Raw genomic sequence first — 20,028 nt, 5'->3', positions numbered from 1 at the left:
GCCGTTTTTCGTCTTAATTTTAATTTAACAAACGATTTGTTGTACGAACATCTGGCGTGGTTTAGCGTCACGAAGCCTGCTGATTTGTTTTAGGGTGTTTTGGTGCGAGTACTATTTGTACAGGCCGGATTTGGGCCGGGTGGGGCGGAAAAAGTCATCTCAATGTTGTCGGGGCATTTCGCCCGGCGTGGGCTGAAGGTGCATGTGACGGCCTTCAGCATGCCCGAGCAGGGGCCGTACTTCGAAAATCACCCCGATGTTGAAATCAGCGCGCTGACCGGGAAGTCGGGGCAGCTCAGGCGCTTGATGCACATCCGAAAAACAGTGCGCCAATTCAAGCCAGATCTGGTGATCTCATTTCTGACCAAGGTCAACGTGCTGACCTTGCTGGCGACGCTGGACAAGCGCATTCCAGTCATCATTTGCGAGCGCAACAACCCAAAACGGCAAAATGCCCATCCCTTGTGGTTGAAGCTCAAGGCCGTGTTGGGGATGCGGGCTGCCAAAGTGGTCGCTTTGACACAGAAAGGTCTGGCGGATTTGCCACCGACACTGCGCAAGCGCGGCATTGTTATTCCGAACCCGATTACGCCCTTTGATGTCGTTGCCCCGACAAAGACCGGACCCGCGAGTCAATTGGTTTCGATCGGACGGCTGGTGCCCCAAAAGGGCTTCGATATGCTTTTGCAAGCCATGCAACGTATTCACGCGCACAGCCCCGAAACGACTCTGACAATATACGGAGAGGGCCCCGAACGCGGCGCATTGGAAACGCTGCGTCGGGATCTGGGGCTTGAGGGCGTTGTGAATTTGCCGGGCAATACGCCCGAGGTCGGTCTTTGGGCAAAAAACAGTGAGATCGTTTTGGCGACGTCCCGCTTTGAAGGGTTTCACAATGTTGTCGCCGAGGCGGCGGTCAGTGGTATCCCCATTGTGTCCTTCGATTGCGACTATGGCCCATCCGATCTTATTGATCACGGTCGAAATGGTTTTTTGGTGCCGACCGGAGATGTCGATGCGCTGGCCGCGTCTGCTTTGCAGCTGATACAGGATCCGCACATGCGCACGGAAATGGCGGCCAATCACACTGACATCCGCCACCGGCTGGCGCCGGACCTTGTGTTTTCGGTCTGGGATGACCTGATCGCGGAAGTCACGTCTTAGCGGTTGGGTACAGTCGGCAGGGCTTAGGCTTTGTCCGGCTCTTTTGCCGCATCATCGCTGTGTTTCAGCGTCAGGGGCGGTTCGTCTGCTTCTTCGGCGATGGGCTCGGGCGCTTGCACGGCCTCCGGCCCCGGAACAGGTTGCGCAAGCGGCACGCCTTCGGGTGTTTCGGTCGGGGACGGGGTGGGCACAACAGCCGCCGCGATCATCCGCCGGAACACCAGAACATTGCGCCAGTTCGTGGTCGATTTGGTCAGGCCCGAGCGTTCCTCGCTAGGCAGCAGTTCCGCCCGCTGGTATTCCCACCCGTCCTGCGCCATTTGGTTCAAAACCTGCTCAACCGAGGCCGCAAAGCGCCCCTCGACCGTTTTGACGCCCTTGGCCTTGGTGCCTTTTTGCGGGGCGGGGATCACCTTGTATTCGTAGCGCTGCATCAATTGTTTCCTAATGCCTGTTGCGGCCAACTTAGCACGCCAGTCCATGGGCGAAAGGGAGGTTGCGAAAATGGCGTCATTCAGCCGGTTTTCTGCGCCGCCTTGGCCACAACCGACAGGCACAGTTCGGTTGCCTGTGCCATGTCCTGTACCGAAATCCATTCCAGCGGTCCGTGAATGCATTGCATCCCGGTGAACAGGTTGGGGCAGGGGGTTCCGAACTCGGTTAGACGGGACCCATCCGTGCCGCCCCGAATGGGAACGGACAGTGGTTCGATGCCAAGCTCCTGACAGGCTTCGCGGGCCAGATCGACGGGCGTCATGTCGTTTTCCAGCCAATAGCGCATGTTGCGGTATTGATGGCTGATGTCGCAGGTGATGGTCGCACGCGGTTCGGTGGCCTGCACGGCGTCGCAGACCTGACGCACGATCTGCCGTTGCGCCTCAAGCCCCTCCATCTCGAAATCGCGCAGGATCAGTTTGAGCTCCATCTCGGATGAGCCGCCATTCATATCGGTGATATGGATGAAACCATCACGCCCATCAGTGGTTTCCGGGGTCATGGTCGCCTGCGGCAAGGTCTGCACGATCTTGGCGGCGAGGTGGGCGGCATTGACCATCTTGTCCTTCGCCAGTCCGGGATGGATCGAGACGCCGGTAATTTTAATCACCGCGCGGTCGGCCGAGAAGCTTTCGTATTCGATCTCGCCCACTTCCTGACCGTCCAGCGTATAGGCGAAATCGGCCCCCAGATCTTTGGGCAGTTGCGGGGTCACACCACGGCCGATTTCCTCGTCGGGGGTGAAGGCGATGCGGATCGGGCCGTGGGGGATGTCAGGGTTTTCAATAAGATGCCGCGCCATTGTCATCAGGATCGACACGCCCGCCTTGTCGTCGCCGCCCAGCAGCGTGGTGCCGGATGCGGTGATCAGGTCATGACCGATCTTTTCCGCCAGATAAGGATGTTCCGCAGGTGACAGCACCAGATCGGGATCATCGGGAAAGGAGATGTCGCCGCCGTTATACCCCTTGATCACACGCGGTTTGACTCCGGTGGCGTTGAACTGGGGGGCGGTGTCGACATGGGCCAGAAAGCCGATGGTCGGGCCGGGCGCGGTGCCGGGGATGGTCGCCACAACCACGCTGTCGCCGGTCAGTTCGACATCCTGCGCGCCGATTGCCCTTAGCTCGTCACGCAGCAGGTTCAGCATGTCGAACTGAATGTCGGTGCTGGGGGTGGTGGCCGAGGTCTCATCGCTTTGGCTGTCGATGGCCGCGTAGCGGACCAGACGGTCCTCGAGTTCCTGATCAAATCTATTCTGCATGGCACCTTCCGTCATCTCTGCCGAAGAAAGGGCGCAAATGAAAACGGAGTCAAGCCGATGGCCTGACTCCGTTCTATCCGGGTGAGCGGGGGCTTACGATCCCAGCTTTTTGGCCACCAGTTCGTTCACGGCCTTGGGGTTGGCCTTTCCGCCGGTGGCTTTCATCACCTGACCAACAAACCAGCCCGCCAGTTTCGGGTTCACCTTGGCCTTTTCGACTTGCGCCGGGTTGGCGGCGATGATCTCGTCCAAGGCAGCCTCGATGGCGCCGGTGTCCGTCACCTGCTTCATGCCGCGTTCTTCGACGATCTGCGCCGGGTCGCCGCCTTCGGTATAGACGATTTCGAACAGATCCTTGGCGATCTTGCCGGAAATGGCGTCCGAGGCGATCAGGTCGATGATCCCGCCCAACTGTGCAGGAGAAACCGGCGAGTCGGTGATCTCGTGATCTTCTTTCTTCAACCGGCCGAACAGCTCGTTGATGACCCAGTTGGCGGCCAGTTTGCCGTTGCGGCCCTGTGCGACCTCTTCGAAATAGGCGGCGCTTTCGACCTCGGCGGTCAGAACGGATGCGTCATAATCGGTCAGGCCAAATTCGCTGATAAAGCGCGCTTTTTTGTCGTCAGGAAGTTCGGGCAGCTTGGCGGCGATGTCGTCTACCCACGCCTGTTCAATCTCCAGCGGCAGCAGATCTGGGTCAGGGAAATAGCGGTAATCATGCGCTTCTTCCTTGGACCGCATCGACCGCGTCTCACCCTTGTCCGGGTCGTACAGGCGGGTTTCCTGATCAACCGTGCCGCCGCCTTCAACGATGGCAATCTGACGGCGGGCTTCGACCTCAATTGCCTGCTGGATAAAGCGCATCGAGTTCATGTTCTTGATCTCGCAACGCGTGCCCAGATGCGAGAAATCCTGCGTTTCCTGATACTTCTCATACGCACCCGGCAAACAGATCGAGACGTTCACGTCCGCCCGCAGGTTGCCGTTCTGCATGTTGCCGTCGCAGGTGCCCAGATAACGCATGATCTGGCGCAGCTTTGCGATATAAGCGGCGGCCTCTTCAGGGCCACGAATATCGGGGCGCGACACGATCTCCATCAGACAAACGCCGGTGCGGTTCAGGTCCACAAAGGACATATGCGGGTCCATGTCGTGGATCGATTTGCCCGCGTCCTGCTCCATATGGATACGCTCGATGCGGACCATACGCGCGGTGCCGTCGCCCATCTCAACTAGCACTTCACCTTCGCCCACGATGGGGTGGTACAGCTGGGAGATCTGATAGCCCTGCGGCAGGTCGGGGTAGAAATAGTTCTTACGGTCGAACGCCGATTTCAGATTGATATCCGCCTTCAGGCCCAACCCGGTGCGCACGGCCTGTTCCACGCAGAACTCGTTGATCACCGGCAGCATCCCCGGCATCGCCGCGTCCACAAAGGCCACGTTTGCGTTCGGCTCGGCCCCGAATTGGGTCGATGCGCCAGAAAACAGCTTGGCATTGGACGAGACCTGAGCGTGCACCTCCATCCCGATCACCAGTTCCCAATCGTGCTTGGCCCCGGCAATGGTTTTGACTTTGGGCATATCGTATGTCAGGTCGAGCATGGCGCGCCTCATATCCGCAGAAATCTAGACCAGCGTATTATGCCCGGCGCGCCAAAGGGGCAAGGGGGAAGGCGCGATTCAGTGCTGCGAAAACCGCAGGCCGGTCGGAGTGAAGGTCACATCCTTGCCGCTGCCCAGCTCATCCCGGAAGAAATCGCCAATCGCTCGCAAAGCATCGCGCTGTCCGCGCGCGGCAAACCGCTCGGGTGAGTTGATGCGGACCGAGTTGTTAAATCCGGCCGCCGCATGGGCCCAGATCAGCGGGTGAAGCTCGGTCAGGTGATCGCGGATCAGCCAGTTTGCAGCTTCGCGCATCTGGCTGCGCACCAGATCGGCTTGTTCGTTCAGGCCCAGCCCGTTTTGCAGCGTGATTGCGCAATAGGCGGACAGCATGTTGACCATCTGCTGATCGGGTCGCCGTTGCAGGATATCCCGCAGACCTTCCAGGAAATACTCGACATCCAACCGCGCGCAGGCCTCTTCATCCAGCGCGATGGCGTCGAACTGAACCCAGGTATAACCACCTGCGCCCCATGTCTTATGGGTGCGGGCAGCGTTGCGCAGGGCCTGAATTTCCAGCTCCTCGTAACTTCCGAACCAACGGGGCAGCAGGTGGCTGCCCATCGCGCGCATGTGGCGCTGATTATTCGGGTCCAGGGTGATCAGGCGTTCATATTCATCTGCAACCCGCGCCGTCGCCTTGCGTTGACCGGCCAGCAAGGCACATGCCGCAGCCGCGATCAGCGGGCTGTTGGGGGCGGCGGCTTTGCAATCCGGCAAGATTTGCGCCGCCCGGTCGAAATGCGCCGCACAGCGCGATCGATGCAGCGGCGGTAGGGTCGCATCCGCCGCGTTTCCGCGCCACGCCCATGCGATGTCGATATGGGCCAGCGCCACGACCAGAGCGATCATCGGGTCGTCGGGATTGTCGCGCAATTCGGATTCCAGATCTGAAATGCCACCCAGAAGGTCGTAATCCGAAATCGGTTTGCCGTCGGACAGGGCATGTTCTGCCGCCAGCACCACATCGGAACGCGCGCCAAAGGCCAAAAGATCGGCGATTGGCATCCCGTCCGGGGCCGCCTTGCACGCGTCGTCAGCGGCACGCATTTCCTTGGACAGTTCAGCCCAGCGATCCTGACGCGCCAGATGGCGGCCACGCTCAATCGTTTCGCGCCCGACCATGTCCTCGGGGCCCAATTTGGCCACGGGAATATTCAGCTGACCCTGCTCGGGCAAGGCCGCAGCCAAGGCGGACGTTGCGCTGAAATCAGACGCGGTTTGGGGTTTGGAAGCTGTCAATCGGGCAGAAAGCGCCCGTGCAAACCGGAACATGGTGGAACTCGAAAACTTAAAAACTGGTAACGTACGACTCAAAATTGGCCGGAAACTGCGGCTATTTCAAGTTAAATGCTCGTTACCTTTTATGAATTCTGCGCAATCTTGCATTGTTGCACGGATCGTTTCAGAAAACGGTAAAATGGTGGCGTTTGACGCGAAAACCGGCCTGTTCCAGCACGGTTTCGAATGCGCGATGCGGTGGAATCGACTCATCCGGCAGGCGGACCTTTTTGTCCGAGTGCAGAACCAGTGAGACGCGGACCGAGAAATCCCAGCGCGTGTCAAAGCGGATGTATTGGATTTCATCCAAGGCCATTTCGCCCTGTCTTTTGCCTGAAAACCAGCGCAGATGATCCTGATCCAGTTGAACGCCGGCGCTGCTGTCCTGAACGACGTCCCAGATGGCGGGCAAGGTCGCAAGGGACAGCAACCCGACGATCCACCACACCGCGTCGAACAGGATGATCAGGGACAGCAAAGCGGCATAGACGCCGATCAGAATCAGGATCGTACGCGGGTTCCGGTTGTGCCGCGTGAACGTGTAGGTCGTCATGCGCCCAGAATGCGCGACACCATCTCGGTCGTGTCGCGTGACAGGTCTGGTGTCTCGGAAATGCGGGTCAGTTGCGCGCGGATCAGGTCCTGACGGTCTGCGTCGTATCGCCTCCATGTCTGGAATGCCGAACACATGCGCGCGGTGGTCTGTGGATTCACCGGGTCCAGGCGAATGAGCCAATCGGCCAGCAAGCGATACCCTGCGCCATCGGCCTGATGAAACCCGGCATGGTTCATCGCCAGCCCGCCCATCACGGCGCGGAAGCGGTTGGGGTTTTTCCAATTGAAATCAGCGTGCTGTGTTAGCGTTTGGGCGGTTTTTGGCGTTGCCTCGGGCGCGGCCATCGCAATCTGCAGCCCGAACCATTTGTCGATCACCAGACGGTCATGCTGCCACTGATCATAGAACGCGGCCAGTTCGGCCTCGCCCTTGCGGGCGCGCAACAGGCAGGACAGGGCCGAGAGTTGCAGGGTCATGTTGTCCGATTTGGAATAGGCCTCCGCCGCCATCGCGCCGCCGTCCAACCGCGTGGTTAGGGCCAAAGCCGCACCTCCCAGCGCGCGCTTGCCGGATTGTTCCGCATCCGGCTTGTAGGGCGCGTCCACCAAAGCCTCGCTGTGCAGGCGGGGCAGCAGGTCTTGCAGATGCTGTGCCGTGGCCTGCCGCAGGGTCTCGGTCGCTGTCCAGATTGCCATCGGGTCGGGCGTTTCGCCCCGTTCATACAAAGCCGCCGCCAGTTCGGATTGCGTGGGCAGGCCCAGCATCAACGCGCGGTAGGCCGGGTCCAGATCGCCATCGCGTAATACCGCCAGCAAACCATCCAGGTAATCGGCATCCGGCACCGCCTCATCCGAGATCATCCGCAGCAACGTATCCTCGGCCAGCGCGCGCCCCGCCTGCCAGCGGTTGAACGGGTCGGTATCATGGGCCAGCAGAAACGCCCGTTCGGCATTCGAGTGATCTTGTTCCAAGATCACCGGGGCCGAGAAATCGCGCAGGATCGAGGGCACGGGTTTGGCCGCCAGACCGGTGAAGGTAAAACTCTGCTCGGCCTCGGTCAGTTCTAGCACCTCGGTTGCGCGGACCTCATCGCCATTGGGGCCAAGCAGGCCCACGGCGACGGGGATCACCTTCGGTTCTTTGGTGTCCTGACCCGGCGTGGGTTCGGTGCGCTGGCGCAACGTCAGGGTATAGGCGCCATCTTCCCAATGTTCGGCAACCGATACCCGAGGCGTTCCGGATTGGCTGTACCAGCGCTTGAATTGGGTCAGATCGCGGCCTGTTGTGTCCTCGAACACCTTGATCCAATCCTCGATGGTGCAGGCCTGCCCGTCATGGCGGTCGAAATACAGGCCCAGCGCCTTTGCGTAGGCTTCATCCCCGACAAGTCGTTTCAGCATGCCGATCACCTCGGCCCCCTTTTCATAGACGGTCGCGGTGTAGAAGTTGTTGATTTCCTGAAAGCTTTCTGGTCTCACCGGATGCGACAGTGGCCCGTTATCCTCGGGGAATTGCCGTGCACGCAGATCGATGGCGTCATGGATGCGCTTTACCGGGGCCGAACGCATGTCGGACGTGAACTGTGCATCGCGGAAGACGGTCAGCCCCTCTTTCAGACACAGCTGGAACCAGTCGCGGCAGGTGATGCGGTTGCCGGTCCAGTTGTGGAAATACTCATGCGCGATGATCGCCTCGATCCGTTCGAAATTCACATCGGTCGAGGTTTCCGGGCTGGCCAGAACGGCCGAGGAGTTGAAGATGTTCAGTCCCTTGTTCTCCATCGCACCCATGTTGAAATCGTCCACGGCGACGATGTTGAACACATCCAGATCGTATTCGCGGCCATAGACGTCCTCGTCCCATTTCATCGACTTTTTCAGGGCGTCCATGCCGAAGGCGCATTTGCCCTCGTCGCCGGGGCGGACCCAGAGGTTCAGATCGACTTCGCGGCCCGACATGGTGGTGAAACGGTCAGAGTGGGCGATCAGGTCACCTGCGACCAGCGCGAACAGGTATGCGGGCTTGGGCCACGGATCGGTCCATTCGGCCCAGCCCTCGCCATGGCCGGTGGGGTTGCCGTTGGACAGCAGCACAGGCAGGTCGCCATTGATGCGCACGGTGAAGGTGGACATCACATCGGGGCGGTCGGGGTAATAGGTGATTTTGCGAAACCCCTCGGCCTCGCATTGGGTGCAGTACATGCCGTTCGACATATACAGCCCCTCAAGCGCGGTGTTGTTGCCGGGGTCGATCTCGACGACAGCCTCCCAGATGAACGGGGCATCCGGGGCAGTGGCAGTCAGGCCCTTGTCGGTGATTTCGGGCGTGACATCGACACCGTCAATGGCGGCGCGGATCAGGGTCAGATCCTCGCCATGCAGGAAAAACGTGCGGTCTGTGGCCTCGGGGTTCGGCCGGAACGCAATGCGCGAGGTGACGCGGGTGGCGTGATCGGCCAGATCAAAGGTCAGATGCACATTATCCACCAGATAGCCGAAGGGCGTGTAGTCTTTCAGATAGATCGTGGTTGGGGCAGCGTCGCGCATCGGGGCCTCGTATCGATTGCTTCGGGCGCGACGTTAGGGGGTGCGCCGCCGGGCTGCAAGCAGGGTGGCGTCGGCCATCCGGTTCTCGGGTTTTGGTTTGCTCTGGTGTGTGTGGTGGGTTTGGTGGATGAATTTCCCAAGAAGAGTTGCCTATCGGAAACATCCGTCCTAATTGAGAACGGCATACAGTGGCGTACAAAAGCGGGAGACGTGGTAGATGAGCAGCAGAGAAACCCGGAGCGGCCTGCAGATTTCCGCAGAACTGACCGGTTTTATCGAAGGTCAGGCGCTGCCGGGAACGGGCGTGTCGCCGGAAACATTCTGGTCCGGCCTGTCCCGAATGGTCGAAGAGTTGGGGCCAAGGAACAAGGCGCTGCTGGCCAAACGCAATGAGATTCAGGGCCGCATCGATGGCTGGCATCTGGCGAATATGGGTCAGGATCATGACGCCGCCGCCTATCAGACCTTCCTGCGCGAGATCGGCTATCTGGTCGAAGACGGCGCGGCGTTTCAGATCGAAACCACCAGTGTCGACCCCGAGATCGCGCTGACCCCCGGCCCGCAGCTGGTGGTGCCGATCACCAACGCTCGCTTTGCGCTGAACGCCGCCAATGCGCGCTGGGGAAGCCTGTATGATGCGCTGTACGGCACCGACGCGATGGGCGATCTGCCCGAAGGTGGCGGGTACGATACCGAGCGCGGCGCCCGCGTGATCGCCTGGGCCAAATCGTTTCTGGATGATGCCGTGCCACTGGCCGAAGGGTCGTGGGCAGATGTTACCGGCCTGCGCGTCGCGGGCGGTACGCTGGTGCCCGCTCTGGCCAACCCGGCGGGCTTTGTGGGCTTTGGAGGCGCTGCGGATGCGCCCGAATTTGTGCTGCTGAAGAACAACGGCCTGCACATTCAGATCATGATCGATCCAACCAGCAATATCGGGGCGACGGACCCTGCCGGGATCGCGGATATGCGTCTGGAATCTGCGTTGTCCACGATTATGGACTGCGAGGACTCGGTCGCCTGTGTCGATGCCGCGGACAAGGTGGTGGCCTATAGCAACTGGCTGGGTCTGATGAAGGGCGACCTGACCGAAGAGGTCACAAAGGGCGGCAAGACCTTTACCCGCAAATTGGCGGATGACGTGGGTTACACCACCGCTGGGGGAGAGCAGGCAACGCTGAAGGGCCGCTCGCTGATGCTGGTGCGCAATGTGGGCCACCTGATGACCAACCCCGCGGTACTGGACGGTGAAGGGAGCGAGATCGGCGAAGGGCTGATGGATGCGCTTTGTACCACTCTGATCGCGATGCATGACCTCAAGCGCGAGGGCGGGAACTCGGTCGCCGGGTCGGTCTATGTGGTCAAACCCAAGATGCACGGGCCGGAAGAAGTGGCTTTCTCGGTCGAGATTTTCGACATGGTCGAAGACATTCTGGGCCTGCCGCGCAATACCGTGAAGCTGGGCATCATGGATGAGGAACGCCGCACGTCGGTGAACCTTGGCGAGTGTATTCGGGCTGCGAAATCGCGGGTGGCGTTCATCAATACCGGGTTCCTTGATCGGACGGGGGATGAGATCCACACCTCGATGGAGGCCGGCCCGATGCTGCCGAAAGGCGACATCAAGAACACGCCATGGATTGCGTCTTACGAGGATCGCAATGTCGATATCGGCTTGGCCTGCGGCCTGAAAGGCAAGGCACAGATCGGCAAAGGCATGTGGGCGATGCCTGACCGGATGGGAGACATGCTGGAGGCCAAGATCGGCCATCCGCAATCCGGTGCCACCTGCGCCTGGGTGCCGTCACCAACTGCCGCGACCCTGCACGCGACGCATTATCATAAAGTCAGTGTCCTGGACCGTCAGGACGAACTGGCCGGTGGTGGACCCCGTGGCACGCTGGAGGATCTGCTGACCATCCCGCTGCTGGGTGGGCGCAACCTGAGCGCGGATGAGATCAACCGCGAGATCGAGAACAACGCGCAGGGCATTCTTGGCTATGTAGTACGCTGGGTCGATCAGGGCGTGGGCTGTTCGAAAGTGCCGGATATCAACGATATCGGCCTGATGGAGGACCGGGCGACCTGTCGGATTTCGTCTCAGGCACTGGCCAACTGGTTGCACCACGACGTGGTGAGCGAAGAACAGGTCATGGCGGCGATGCGGAAGATGGCTGCAGTGGTGGATCGCCAGAACGCGGACGATGCGGCCTATGTACCTATGGCACCCGGCTTCGACGGTATTGCTTTCCAGGCCGCTTGCGATCTGGTTTTCAAGGGCCGCATTCAGCCTTCGGGCTATACCGAGCCGGTTCTGCATGCGCGGCGGTTGGAATTCAAAGCCAGCCGGGGCTAGGCGGCAATGGCGGGAACGAGGGGGCTGTCTGCCCCCTCGCACTCCCCCGAAGATATTTTTGGCCAGATGAAAGGGATCAGGTATGGGCATTTCCTTGCGCAAGGCGCGCACCATCATTCGTAAGGCTCTGGAAAAGGGGCATGAGATGGAGCTGAAGCCTCTGTCCGTTGTGGTTCTGGACGCGGGCGGTCATGTCATTGCGTTTGAGCGCGAGGATGGCGCGGCCCCCGGTCGGTTCGCGATTGCGCAGGGCAAGGCCTATGGTTCTGTCATGCTGGGCATGGCGGGGACGGCGCAGATGCAACGGGCCGAGGCGCAGGCCTATTTCATGGCCTCGGTGAACGGCGCCTATGGTGGTCAGGTCATTCCTGTGCCGGGCGGCATTCTGTTGCGGGACAAGAAGGGCGCTGTGATTGGCGCGGTTGGCGTGACCGGCGATACCTCGGACAACGACGCCGTGGCGGGCATGGCCGGGATCGAGGCCGCCGGGTTGACCGGGGAGATCTGATCAACCGGTCGCAGGTTTACGCTTGTGCGCAGTTGAACATTGCGTTGCGCTGTCATGCAGGGCGTGTTCTGTTGCACGTTCCCAAGTCTGCCGTTAGCGTCCATTCCAATCAGTGCAACAGCAAGGACATTGGAATGGCGCGGCCCGTCGTAGGCATCATTGGCAATTCTTACCTGATGAATGATCAATACCCGACCCATGCGGGCGGGACGATGAATTCGGATGCGGTGGCCAATGTCTCGGACTGTTTGCCACTGCTGATCCCGGCGGATCCGCGGTTTGTCTCGGTCGATGAGCTGCTTGAGACCTGCGACGGGTTTCTGCTGACCGGTGGTCGCCCCAATGTGCACCCCGAGGAATATGGCGAGCCTGCAACCGATGCCCATGGCGATTTCGACCGGGCGCGGGATGCGATCACCTTGCCGCTGGTGCGCGCCTGTGTGGAGCGTGGTCAGCCTTTCTTGGGCATTTGCCGCGGGTTTCAGGAGGTCAACGTGGCCATGGGCGGTACGCTGTACCCCGAGATCCGGGACTTGCCGGGCCGGATGAACCACCGGATGCCGCCGGACGGTACGCTGGAGGAGAAATTCGCCTTGCGCCATGTGGTGACGCTGACCGAAGGTGGCGTTTTCCACGACCTGTTTGGTGCTTCCGAGGTGATGACCAATACGTTGCACGGACAGGGGATCAAGACCGTCGGCCAGCGGGTTGTGATCGATGGTCACGCGCCGGATGGGACGCCAGAAGCGATGTATATCAAGGATGCGCCGGGCTTTACGTTGTCGGTACAGTGGCATCCGGAATGGGATGCGGTCAACGACCCGGTGTCCCGCCCATTGTTCGAAGCCTTTGGGGCGGCTGTGCATTTATGGAGTTGCGGCCACAAAACAGGTGCCTTTCAGAAATCGGCCTGATACGTATCGGGCGTTTGCATATCCGCCACATTCTCAAATTTAGATTTTATTGTAGCCAATTTGGCTTGCTTGGCCGTGTTTGCGTTTGAGAGGCTTGGGCCATCGTGCTTTGCCTTGGGCCGTTTGCCCGAAACGCAACTTTGGGGCCTGATATGCGACGACCTTTAAAGCGGATGCGGCGGTACTCTGGTCTCTTTATGGCCGCGTGTTTTGCGACTTTTGGTATTGCCGCTGATGTAGCGGCGCAGCAATGCGGTTCTTTGGGTGAGTTACTTTATATCGGTCGCACCCCGAACTCGGCGTCATCCGTTTGGCTATCCGCGACAGGGCAAGGAAAATTCCGTCTTGAAGCCGCGCAGCGCAACACAACGGTCGATACATGGAGCAGGTCACGCAGTGGCGTTCATCTGAGTTTTTCACCTTTTGTGTCGAACGGAAACGGCGGCGTGCATCGGCTGTTCGAGGTAGGCGGAGCCCCAAACGGTCGCGATTGTTTGATCGACACCCAAAACCAACAAAGAAATTGGAGCTTGCCCGGTGGTGGCAGTAGCTCTGGTGGCAGCAACGGCGGGTCCGGTGGAGGGAACGGTAGCGGCGGTTCCGGTGGTAGCAGTGGTGGAACCGGTGGCGGCAGTGGTGGCTTCGGTGGCGGAAGCAGCGGTGGCGGCTTTGGCGGCGGAAGCGGCGGTTTTGGCGGCGGCAGTAGCAGTGGTGGAACCGGTGGCAGCGGCGGCGGCACCGGTGGCAGCAGCAGCGGCGGCACTGGCAGCAGCAGCGGCGGCACTGGCAGCAGCGGCGGAACGGGTGGTTTCGCGGGGAGTTCTGGAGGATCTGGCGGGTTTCCCGGAGGTGGGTCGACAGCGGTCGTTGTGCCGCGTACACAGCCCGGCTCGTCTGGTGGTGGAACCGGCGTTGCCCGAGCGGAATGTGTAAACGCGGCGACAGGCAAGCTGGATCCCGCGCTATGTGACCCTCAAGTTGTTCCTATTGTTGCCGGGCCGCCATTGACGGAAGGCCGGGATCTTGCGCTGCCATCGCCATGGAACGTCTGGACGGATTTCTCCTACACGGAAATCGAGGATACGCGCGGCGTCAATGAGGTTGATGTCAATGACAGGTATTTCGCTGCTGGTATCGATCGGCTGGTACGAGAAGATCTGGTGATTGGCTTTCAGGTCGAGATGGAAAGTATTGATGTCGAAGGTTTTGAGGGTCAGTTCACGCAGGACACCCAAGGATTCGCGGCCGGTCCCTATTTCGCCTGGCGCATGTCAGACCGATGGGTCCTCAATGGCTTGGCAACGTTTGGTAAGTTTTCAACGGATGTCGGTGTGCTTGAGCTGAGCGGCGATTTCGACCGCACGCGATGGCGCGCCAATCTGGAAGCTATTGGCCAATACGAGGCCGGGCGGTACCTGATCAGACCGTCTATCGCCTTTGACTACTACAATTACAGCGCCGAAGAGTACGACCTGACCGGCACGGTTCTGGGCCAGCCTACCAACATAATCGGCGAGGTTGCCAAAGTCAGATACAGTGCCCTGACGCCGGAGTTGGAGGTGAGCAGGCCGTTTGTCACGTCGCGGTCCGTTGTATCTCCGTTTGCGTCGCTCAGCGCAACCTACTGGTTCGAGCGGGACGAAATTGGGGTCAGCGCAACATCGCAGTCAGATGTGACATGGGCTACGCGTATCGGCGTACGGGGACGTGCTAGCGAGGCCGTTTTCCTGGAAGCGACACTGGGATATCTGGGTCTGTTCGAGGATGATTTGGATGCGACCGAGGCATCCATCTTCCTGTCGGTCAATTTCTGACTGTGTCGAATGCAGATTGATCCCCGGCCCTGCACGGACAGGGCCGGGGTGTTCGCTCAGATCAGCAGATTGAACTGCTTCATCAACGGCAGGGTGCGGGCGCGTTCGCCGGTCAGGTCGAACAGTGCGTTGCCCAGTGCTGGCATTGAAGGCGGCGTGCCGGGCTCGCCCGCGCCGCCCATATGACGGTTGGTTTCCAGCACGCGCACCTCGACCTGCGGGGCTGTGTGCATGCGGATCGCGTCGTAGTCGGGGAAGTTGTACTGCTCGACCTCGCCTTCGGCAAAGGTGATCTCGCCGTAACAGGCCGCCGACAGGCCATACATCATGCCGCCAAACATCTGGGCCTTGACGTTTTCCGGGTCCAGCGCCAGCCCCATGTCGCACGCGATCCACGCCTTGTTGATGCGGATGGTGCCGTCTTTGTCGACCACTTCGATGACCTGAGCTACAGGTGTTCCGAAGCTGTAGGTGAAGGCCACGCCGCGCCCGACGCCGTTGGGTGTTTGACCCGTCCAGCCGGACATTTCTTTCACTGCTTCCAGGCAACCGGCCGAGGGTGCATGTTCACCCTTCATCAACTCCAGCCGGAATTCCAGCGGATCGCGGCCAGCGGCGTGGGCCAGTTCGTCCATGAAGGTTTCATGGAAAAACCCGTTATGGCTGTTCCCGACCGAGCGCCAGAAGCCCACGGGGACATCCAGATCGGCGATATGGCCGCTCACGCGATAGTTCGGGACCGCATAGGGCTGGTTAAAGAACCCTTCGACCAGAACCTTGTCGGGGCCTGCGCCTGGCATGCCGGTATAGCGCTGAACCGCCTGTTGCGTGCAGGATTGTGCCGCCACCTGACCGTCGATCAGAACTGCCTTGCCGTCCAGAACCGCGCCCCGTATCCGGGCGATGGCACCGGGGCGGAAATAGTCGTGGCGCATGTCTTCTTCGCGGCTCCAGGTGGTTTGCACCGGGGTTCCGGGCATGGCCATGGCAACCTTGGTGGCGATCTCACCAAAGTCCAGCTCTCCGCGCCGACCGAAACCGCCGCCCAGATAGGTGGTGTGAATCTGCACCTGTTCGGTCTCCAGCCCGGCGGTGTTGGCGACGCGGAACTGGATCAGGGTCGGGGCCTGGTTGCCGCACCACAGTTCCAGCGCGTCTCCGGTGTAAAGCGCAGTGGCGTTCATCGGCTCCATCGTCGCGTGGGCAAGGTAGGGCAGCTGGTATTCCGCCGTGATCTCGGTTGCGCCTTCGGGGGTGACGCTGACATCGCCGTCGTCGCGCATGGTCGAGTTCGGCGAGTCGTCAAAGGCCTCGGCGATCTTGGCGAAAATGCCATCGGTGTCGGGTGGGTAAGAGGCGTCGCCCCAGTCGACCTCGATGGCCTCGACCGCCTGATTGGCGAGCCAGGTGTTGTTGGCAATGACCGCAACGCCGGTGCCCAGATCGACGATCTGTTCGACGCCGGGCATGGATTTTGCGGTGCTGTCATCAAAGCCGTTCATCGCTCCGCCCAGTTTGGGGTTCATACGAACGGCGGCGAATTTCATGCCGGGCAGGCGCACATCGACGCCGAATTCAGCGGTGCCGGTGGCCTTTTCCACCATATCCAGACGTGGCTGGGTCTGACCCAGATAACGCCATTCGGACGGATCGCGCAGGGACACCTCGACCGGTTCCAAACCAGCGGCGTCCATCGCAAGCTCGGTATAGGAAATCTTGTCGCCATTCGGCGCGATCACATGGCCCGAGGCGGTTTGCAGTTGCGAGGGATCAACGCCCAGACGATCCGCCGCAGCCCGTTTCAGCGTCTCACGCGCCGATGCCCCGGCCTGCCGCATCCGTTCGAACCCGTCCTTCATCGAGGTCGAACCGCCGGTGACCTGCAGGCTGAGTGTTCTGCCCAGAACGCCCAGAGCCTCGCCCAGATTGTGCTGGAAATTCGAGATATCGTAGCCCTTGTTGGGCAGACCTTCACCAATCAGGGCCGAGTTGTAATAGGCCGCCGCTGCGGGGCCGTGCAGAACGGTGATCTGGTCCAGATCGACGTCCAGTTCCTCGGCAATCAACGCGGCCCAGGTGGTTTGTACGCCCTGTCCCATCTCGGCGCGGGGGGCAAACAGCGTCACGCCGTTCTGGTCGATCAGGATGAACGGGTTCAGCGCGGCCTCGCCGTCGCCGGGTTTCAGCGGGTTGGCGGCGGGCCGGGTGACGTAATAGGCCCCAAAGGCCACGCCGCCAACAATAGCGGCAGACCCGATCAGGAAGGTGCGGCGCAGGATTTTTCCAACTTTGCCCATAACTTACGCCTCCTTCAACTTGCCAGCAGCGTCGTGGATCGCTGCGCGGATGCGGGGGTAAGTGCCACAGCGGCACAGGTTGCCCTGCATCGCCTCGTCAATGTCAGTGTCCGTGGGCGAGGGGTTTTCGGCCAGCAAAGCCGCCGCCTGCATGATCTGCCCGGACTGGCAGTAGCCGCATTGCGCCACCTGATGGTCAACCCAAGCCTGCTGGATCGCCGACATCGCCGCGGGGCTGCCGACGCCTTCGATCGTGGTCACATCGCCCCAGACATCCGACAGGGCGACCTGACAGGATCGAACAGCCTCGCCATCGATATGAACCGTGCAGGCCCCGCAGGCAGCGACGCCGCAGCCGAATTTGGTGCCGGTCAATCCGACCTCGTCCCGCAAAACCCAAAGCAGGGGGACGTCATCAGGCAGGTCAACCTGATGCGCTGTTCCGTTGATTTTCAGGGTGGTCGCCATGGCACACCTCTCGCTCGCTGTGGCAGTTTCTGACATAATTGGTGAAAAGTGTCAGTGTGTCAATTGACAAAATAGACGAAAACTGTCAGAGCTTCGGAAATGAAGGATTCAAGTGAAGACAGACGGCAAAAGGCCATCCTGGACTCGGCGTTTCAGGCGTTTTCCAGCTATGGCTTCCGCAAGACCTCGATGGATGACATAGCGCGCGGCGCTGGAATGTCCCGCCCTGCTGTCTATTTGCACTACAAGAACAAAGAGGCGATTGTTCGCGAGCTGACGCAACTGCATTACGCAGAGAAGATTGCCGCCGTGGCCAAGGCTCTGGCGGTCGAAGGATCGGTTTCGGATATTCTTGCGTCAGCTGTCAGGGCACAAATGGATGGTATGGCGGCTATTCTGGCCTCGCCCCACGGGGTCGAAATGCTGGATACGACCAAATCCATGTCGACCGACATAGTCGAACAGGGTGAAGCCGATCTGACCGATCTTTTCGCTGCGTGGCTGACCAGGATGCAAGCCGAAGGCCGTGCGCAAATCTTCGCCGCGCCGCATGAGACGGCCACGACCATTACAGCAAGCCTGAAGGGCATCAAGCTGACCTCATCCAGTGCCCAGGATTTTGAACGGCGCATTGCCCAGTTGGCGGCATTGATCGGGGCCGGGTTGGAGGTCAGGTAACCCGCTGGCGGATCTTGTATTCGGGCCGGTCCCAAAGCCGGTTGCTCATGATATCTGCCAGAATTTCGACGGCCCGATCCACGTCCCCTTCATCGATATAAAGCGGAGTGAACCCAAAGCGCATGATGTCCGGGGCCCGGAAATCACCGATCACGCCACGGGCAATAAGCGCTTGCATCGCGGCATAACCGTCGGAGAACCGGAATGAAATCTGGCTGCCGCGCTGGGCCGGATCACGCGGACTGGCAAGTTCCAGATCGGGGCAGGTGGCCTCGACGCGGGCAATGAAACGTTCGGTCAGTTCGATGGACTTGGCGCGCACATCGTCCATCTCAGCCAAGTCCCAAATGTCCATCGCTGCTGACAATGCGGTCATCTGAATAACCGGCGGAGTCCCGACCCGCATCCGTTCGATCCCGGTACCGGGGCGATAATCCAGATCAAAGGCAAACGGAGCCTCGTGCCCCAACCAGCCGGACAAGGCCGGGCGCACCTGGTCTGAAAGGCGCGGCGCGACGTAGATAAAGGCGGGCGCACCCGGTCCGCCGTTGAGATATTTATACGTGCAACCCACGGCGAAATCGGCATTGCACCCGGCCAGATCCACCGGGATCGCACCTGCCGAATGCGCCAGATCCCAAACTGTCACCACGCCTTTGGCATGGGCCTGTTCTGTCAGCGCCTTCATGTCATGCATCCGCCCGGTGCGATAGTCGACCTCGGTCAGCATCAGAACGGCAACCTCGTCCGTCAGCGCCTCGGCCACCTGTTCGGGGTCAACCACGCGCAGCTCGTATTCCGCGCCGAGCGATCGCAACAGCCCTTCGGCCATATACAGATCGGACGGGAAGTTGCCATTGTCTGACAGCACAACCCGGCGGTCCGGGTTCAGTTCCAAAGCCGAGGCAACGGCCTGATAGACCTTGATCGATAGCGTGTCGCCGACAACAACGCTGCCGGGCTCGGCACCGAGCAGCCGCCCGATCCGGTCGCCCAGACCCACCGGCATCCCCATCCACCCGGCCTTGTTCCAGCCCGTGATCAGCATCTGGCCCCATTCATCGGACATCATGGCCTGAACCCGGTCCGCCGCCCCTTTGGGTACAGGCCCCAAAGAGTTCCCGTCCAGATACACCATGCCATCGGGCAGCGTGAACATGGCCTTGGTTGCGGCGAAATCAGTCATGGCAGCTCACTTTATCGTTTCAAAGTCGCGGGTTACCTTGGGCGTAAACGATCCCCGCCGCCCTGTCCATTGATGCGACATACTGGGGTTTTGCTATTTTGGTCTGAAAACGATAGGACAGCGCCCAGAAACGACACGTGCCCTTACGTGGCGTCAATCTTCGAGGATTGCAATGCGCTGGATTGATGTTCCCCCTGTTTGGCTTGCGGGTTTTGTCCTGCTGGCCTGGCTGCAGGCGCGGTTCCTCAGCTTTGGTCTGTCGCTTGACGGGGGGCTGACCGATCTGATCAGCGGAGTGCTGATCGGCGGCGGCATCCTTCTGGCGGTCCTGGCCGTTGTCGAGTTTCGGCGGCATCAGACCACCGTCATCCCCCATGGAACACCCAGCGCGATGGTGCAGTCCGGCATCTACAAGCGCAGCCGCAACCCGATCTATCTGGGCGACGTTCTTATTCTGGCGGGGCTGATCCTGCGGTTCGACGCGGTCGTGTCGCTTGCTCTTGTCCCGATCTTTGTCTGGGTGTTGGAGCGGCGCTTCATCCTGCCCGAAGAAGACCGGCTGCGCCGCACCTTTCGCGCCGATTTCGCCCGTTACGAACGCAAGACACGGCGCTGGGTTTAGGAGGGGGCGGCAATGACACAACGTAACAAATGCTGCGCTTGCGAAATAAAATTGCGCGAGATACACGTTTTCTTAACAATCAATACCGAGGACCTGCTCGGCCTTGGAACCACGGGAGATTGCCAGTGAAAATAGGCACACCAAGAGAGATATATGAGGGTGAGAATCGGGTTGCGATGACGCCTGAGTCTGCGGTTCAGTTGCAGAAGCTGGGGTA

Annotated in this window: 17 protein-coding genes; 8 read left to right on the top strand and 9 right to left on the bottom strand. The window is 60.3% G+C overall.

Annotated elements, in window-relative coordinates:
• The first annotated feature begins 102 nt into the window (after positions 1–102).
• Positions 103–1,164: a glycosyltransferase family 4 protein gene (locus ACR0E6_RS08020; RefSeq protein WP_170452045.1), complete on the top strand. Its 1,062-nt coding sequence runs from the start codon at positions 103–105 to the stop codon at positions 1,162–1,164.
• Positions 1,165–1,187: 23 nt separating this feature from the next.
• Here ACR0E6_RS08020 and ACR0E6_RS08015 read toward each other — a convergent pair whose 3' ends face one another.
• The 6 genes from ACR0E6_RS08015 to pepN all read right to left on the bottom strand — a co-directional run bounded on the left by ACR0E6_RS08015 (position 1,188) and on the right by pepN (position 8,971).
• Positions 1,188–1,598 carry an MSCRAMM family adhesin gene (locus ACR0E6_RS08015; RefSeq protein WP_170452043.1) on the bottom strand — a complete coding sequence of 137 codons (411 nt, stop codon included), beginning with the start codon at positions 1,596–1,598 and terminating at the stop codon, positions 1,188–1,190.
• An 80-nt stretch (positions 1,599–1,678) separates the two neighbouring features.
• Positions 1,679–2,923: a peptidase T gene (gene pepT, locus ACR0E6_RS08010; RefSeq protein ID WP_480582260.1), complete on the bottom strand. Its 1,245-nt coding sequence runs from the start codon at positions 2,921–2,923 to the stop codon at positions 1,679–1,681.
• A gap of 93 nt (positions 2,924–3,016) precedes the next feature.
• Entirely contained in the window at positions 3,017–4,528 is a 1,512-nt protein-coding gene (gene gatB, locus ACR0E6_RS08005) for an Asp-tRNA(Asn)/Glu-tRNA(Gln) amidotransferase subunit GatB (RefSeq protein ID WP_480582258.1), read from the bottom strand.
• A 78-nt stretch (positions 4,529–4,606) separates the two neighbouring features.
• Entirely contained in the window at positions 4,607–5,863 is a 1,257-nt protein-coding gene (locus ACR0E6_RS08000; RefSeq protein ID WP_480582256.1) for a hypothetical protein, read from the bottom strand.
• Positions 5,864–5,993: 130 nt separating this feature from the next.
• Positions 5,994–6,422, bottom strand: coding sequence for a hypothetical protein (locus tag ACR0E6_RS07995; protein WP_170523442.1), 429 nt, complete (start codon positions 6,420–6,422; stop codon positions 5,994–5,996).
• Positions 6,419–8,971 carry an aminopeptidase N gene (gene pepN, locus ACR0E6_RS07990; protein WP_480582254.1) on the bottom strand — a complete coding sequence of 851 codons (2,553 nt, stop codon included), beginning with the start codon at positions 8,969–8,971 and terminating at the stop codon, positions 6,419–6,421. The genes ACR0E6_RS07995 and pepN overlap by 4 nt, the downstream gene beginning before the upstream one ends.
• A 217-nt stretch (positions 8,972–9,188) precedes the next feature.
• Between pepN and ACR0E6_RS07985 the strand changes: the two genes are divergently transcribed.
• The 5 genes from ACR0E6_RS07985 (at position 9,189) to ACR0E6_RS07965 (ending at position 14,560) form a co-directional block, all read left to right on the top strand.
• Positions 9,189–11,324, top strand: coding sequence for a malate synthase G (locus tag ACR0E6_RS07985; RefSeq protein ID WP_480582252.1), 2,136 nt, complete (start codon positions 9,189–9,191; stop codon positions 11,322–11,324).
• 82 nt (positions 11,325–11,406) lie between these two features.
• Positions 11,407–11,832 carry a heme-binding protein gene (locus tag ACR0E6_RS07980; RefSeq protein WP_170452025.1) on the top strand — a complete coding sequence of 142 codons (426 nt, stop codon included), beginning with the start codon at positions 11,407–11,409 and terminating at the stop codon, positions 11,830–11,832.
• A gap of 134 nt (positions 11,833–11,966) precedes the next feature.
• A complete protein-coding gene (locus ACR0E6_RS07975; RefSeq protein WP_170452023.1) occupies positions 11,967–12,746 on the top strand; it encodes a gamma-glutamyl-gamma-aminobutyrate hydrolase family protein in 780 nt (259 codons plus the stop codon).
• A gap of 540 nt (positions 12,747–13,286) precedes the next feature.
• A complete protein-coding gene (locus ACR0E6_RS07970) occupies positions 13,287–13,679 on the top strand; it encodes a hypothetical protein (protein ID WP_480582250.1) in 393 nt (130 codons plus the stop codon).
• The gene (locus ACR0E6_RS07965) at positions 13,616–14,560 is read left to right on the top strand and encodes an autotransporter outer membrane beta-barrel domain-containing protein (RefSeq protein ID WP_480582248.1); all 945 of its coding nucleotides are present in this window, start codon (positions 13,616–13,618) and stop codon (positions 14,558–14,560) included. The genes ACR0E6_RS07970 and ACR0E6_RS07965 overlap by 64 nt, the downstream gene beginning before the upstream one ends.
• A 56-nt stretch (positions 14,561–14,616) precedes the next feature.
• Here the strand turns inward: ACR0E6_RS07965 and ACR0E6_RS07960 are convergent, their stop codons facing one another.
• Together ACR0E6_RS07960 and ACR0E6_RS07955 are read right to left on the bottom strand one after the other, a co-directional pair.
• Entirely contained in the window at positions 14,617–16,857 is a 2,241-nt protein-coding gene (locus ACR0E6_RS07960) for a xanthine dehydrogenase family protein molybdopterin-binding subunit (RefSeq protein ID WP_480582246.1), read from the bottom strand.
• A gap of 3 nt (positions 16,858–16,860) precedes the next feature.
• Positions 16,861–17,325 (bottom strand): (2Fe-2S)-binding protein, encoded by a 465-nt coding sequence (locus tag ACR0E6_RS07955; protein ID WP_170452014.1) that lies wholly within the window; start codon positions 17,323–17,325, stop codon positions 16,861–16,863.
• Positions 17,326–17,424: 99 nt separating this feature from the next.
• Between ACR0E6_RS07955 and ACR0E6_RS07950 the strand changes: the two genes are divergently transcribed.
• The gene (locus ACR0E6_RS07950) at positions 17,425–18,003 is read left to right on the top strand and encodes a TetR/AcrR family transcriptional regulator (RefSeq protein ID WP_480582244.1); all 579 of its coding nucleotides are present in this window, start codon (positions 17,425–17,427) and stop codon (positions 18,001–18,003) included.
• Here ACR0E6_RS07950 and kynU read toward each other — a convergent pair.
• On the bottom strand, positions 17,996–19,189 hold the full coding sequence (gene kynU, locus ACR0E6_RS07945; RefSeq protein WP_480582242.1) for a kynureninase: 1,194 nt from the start codon (positions 19,187–19,189) through the stop codon (positions 17,996–17,998). The two genes, ACR0E6_RS07950 and kynU, sit on opposite strands and share 8 nt — an antisense overlap.
• A 172-nt stretch (positions 19,190–19,361) precedes the next feature.
• On the opposite strand from kynU, the gene ACR0E6_RS07940 reads away from it, so the two are divergent.
• The gene (locus ACR0E6_RS07940; RefSeq protein ID WP_170452009.1) at positions 19,362–19,811 is read left to right on the top strand and encodes a methyltransferase family protein; all 450 of its coding nucleotides are present in this window, start codon (positions 19,362–19,364) and stop codon (positions 19,809–19,811) included.
• The last annotated feature ends 217 nt before the right edge of the window (positions 19,812–20,028 follow it).

The sequence above is a fragment of the Ruegeria sp. AP12 genome, assembly GCF_056540025.1.
This window is presented reverse-complemented; position numbering and strand designations above follow the sequence as displayed.

Coding starts and splice junctions, on each gene's coding strand:
- ACR0E6_RS08015 (WP_170452043.1), bottom strand. CDS start 1,598: ATGCAGCGCTACGAATACAAGGTGATCCCCGCCCCGCAAAAAGGCACC.
- pepT (WP_480582260.1), bottom strand. CDS start 2,923: ATGCAGAATAGATTTGATCAGGAACTCGAGGACCGTCTGGTCCGCTAC.
- gatB (WP_480582258.1), bottom strand. CDS start 4,528: ATGCTCGACCTGACATACGATATGCCCAAAGTCAAAACCATTGCCGGG.
- ACR0E6_RS08000 (WP_480582256.1), bottom strand. CDS start 5,863: ATGTTCCGGTTTGCACGGGCGCTTTCTGCCCGATTGACAGCTTCCAAA.
- ACR0E6_RS07995 (WP_170523442.1), bottom strand. CDS start 6,422: ATGACGACCTACACGTTCACGCGGCACAACCGGAACCCGCGTACGATC.
- pepN (WP_480582254.1), bottom strand. CDS start 8,971: ATGCGCGACGCTGCCCCAACCACGATCTATCTGAAAGACTACACGCCC.
- ACR0E6_RS07985 (WP_480582252.1), top strand. CDS start 9,189: ATGAGCAGCAGAGAAACCCGGAGCGGCCTGCAGATTTCCGCAGAACTG.
- ACR0E6_RS07980 (WP_170452025.1), top strand. CDS start 11,407: ATGGGCATTTCCTTGCGCAAGGCGCGCACCATCATTCGTAAGGCTCTG.
- ACR0E6_RS07975 (WP_170452023.1), top strand. CDS start 11,967: ATGGCGCGGCCCGTCGTAGGCATCATTGGCAATTCTTACCTGATGAAT.
- ACR0E6_RS07960 (WP_480582246.1), bottom strand. CDS start 16,857: ATGGGCAAAGTTGGAAAAATCCTGCGCCGCACCTTCCTGATCGGGTCT.
- ACR0E6_RS07955 (WP_170452014.1), bottom strand. CDS start 17,325: ATGGCGACCACCCTGAAAATCAACGGAACAGCGCATCAGGTTGACCTG.
- ACR0E6_RS07950 (WP_480582244.1), top strand. CDS start 17,425: ATGAAGGATTCAAGTGAAGACAGACGGCAAAAGGCCATCCTGGACTCG.
- kynU (WP_480582242.1), bottom strand. CDS start 19,189: ATGACTGATTTCGCCGCAACCAAGGCCATGTTCACGCTGCCCGATGGC.
- ACR0E6_RS07940 (WP_170452009.1), top strand. CDS start 19,362: ATGCGCTGGATTGATGTTCCCCCTGTTTGGCTTGCGGGTTTTGTCCTG.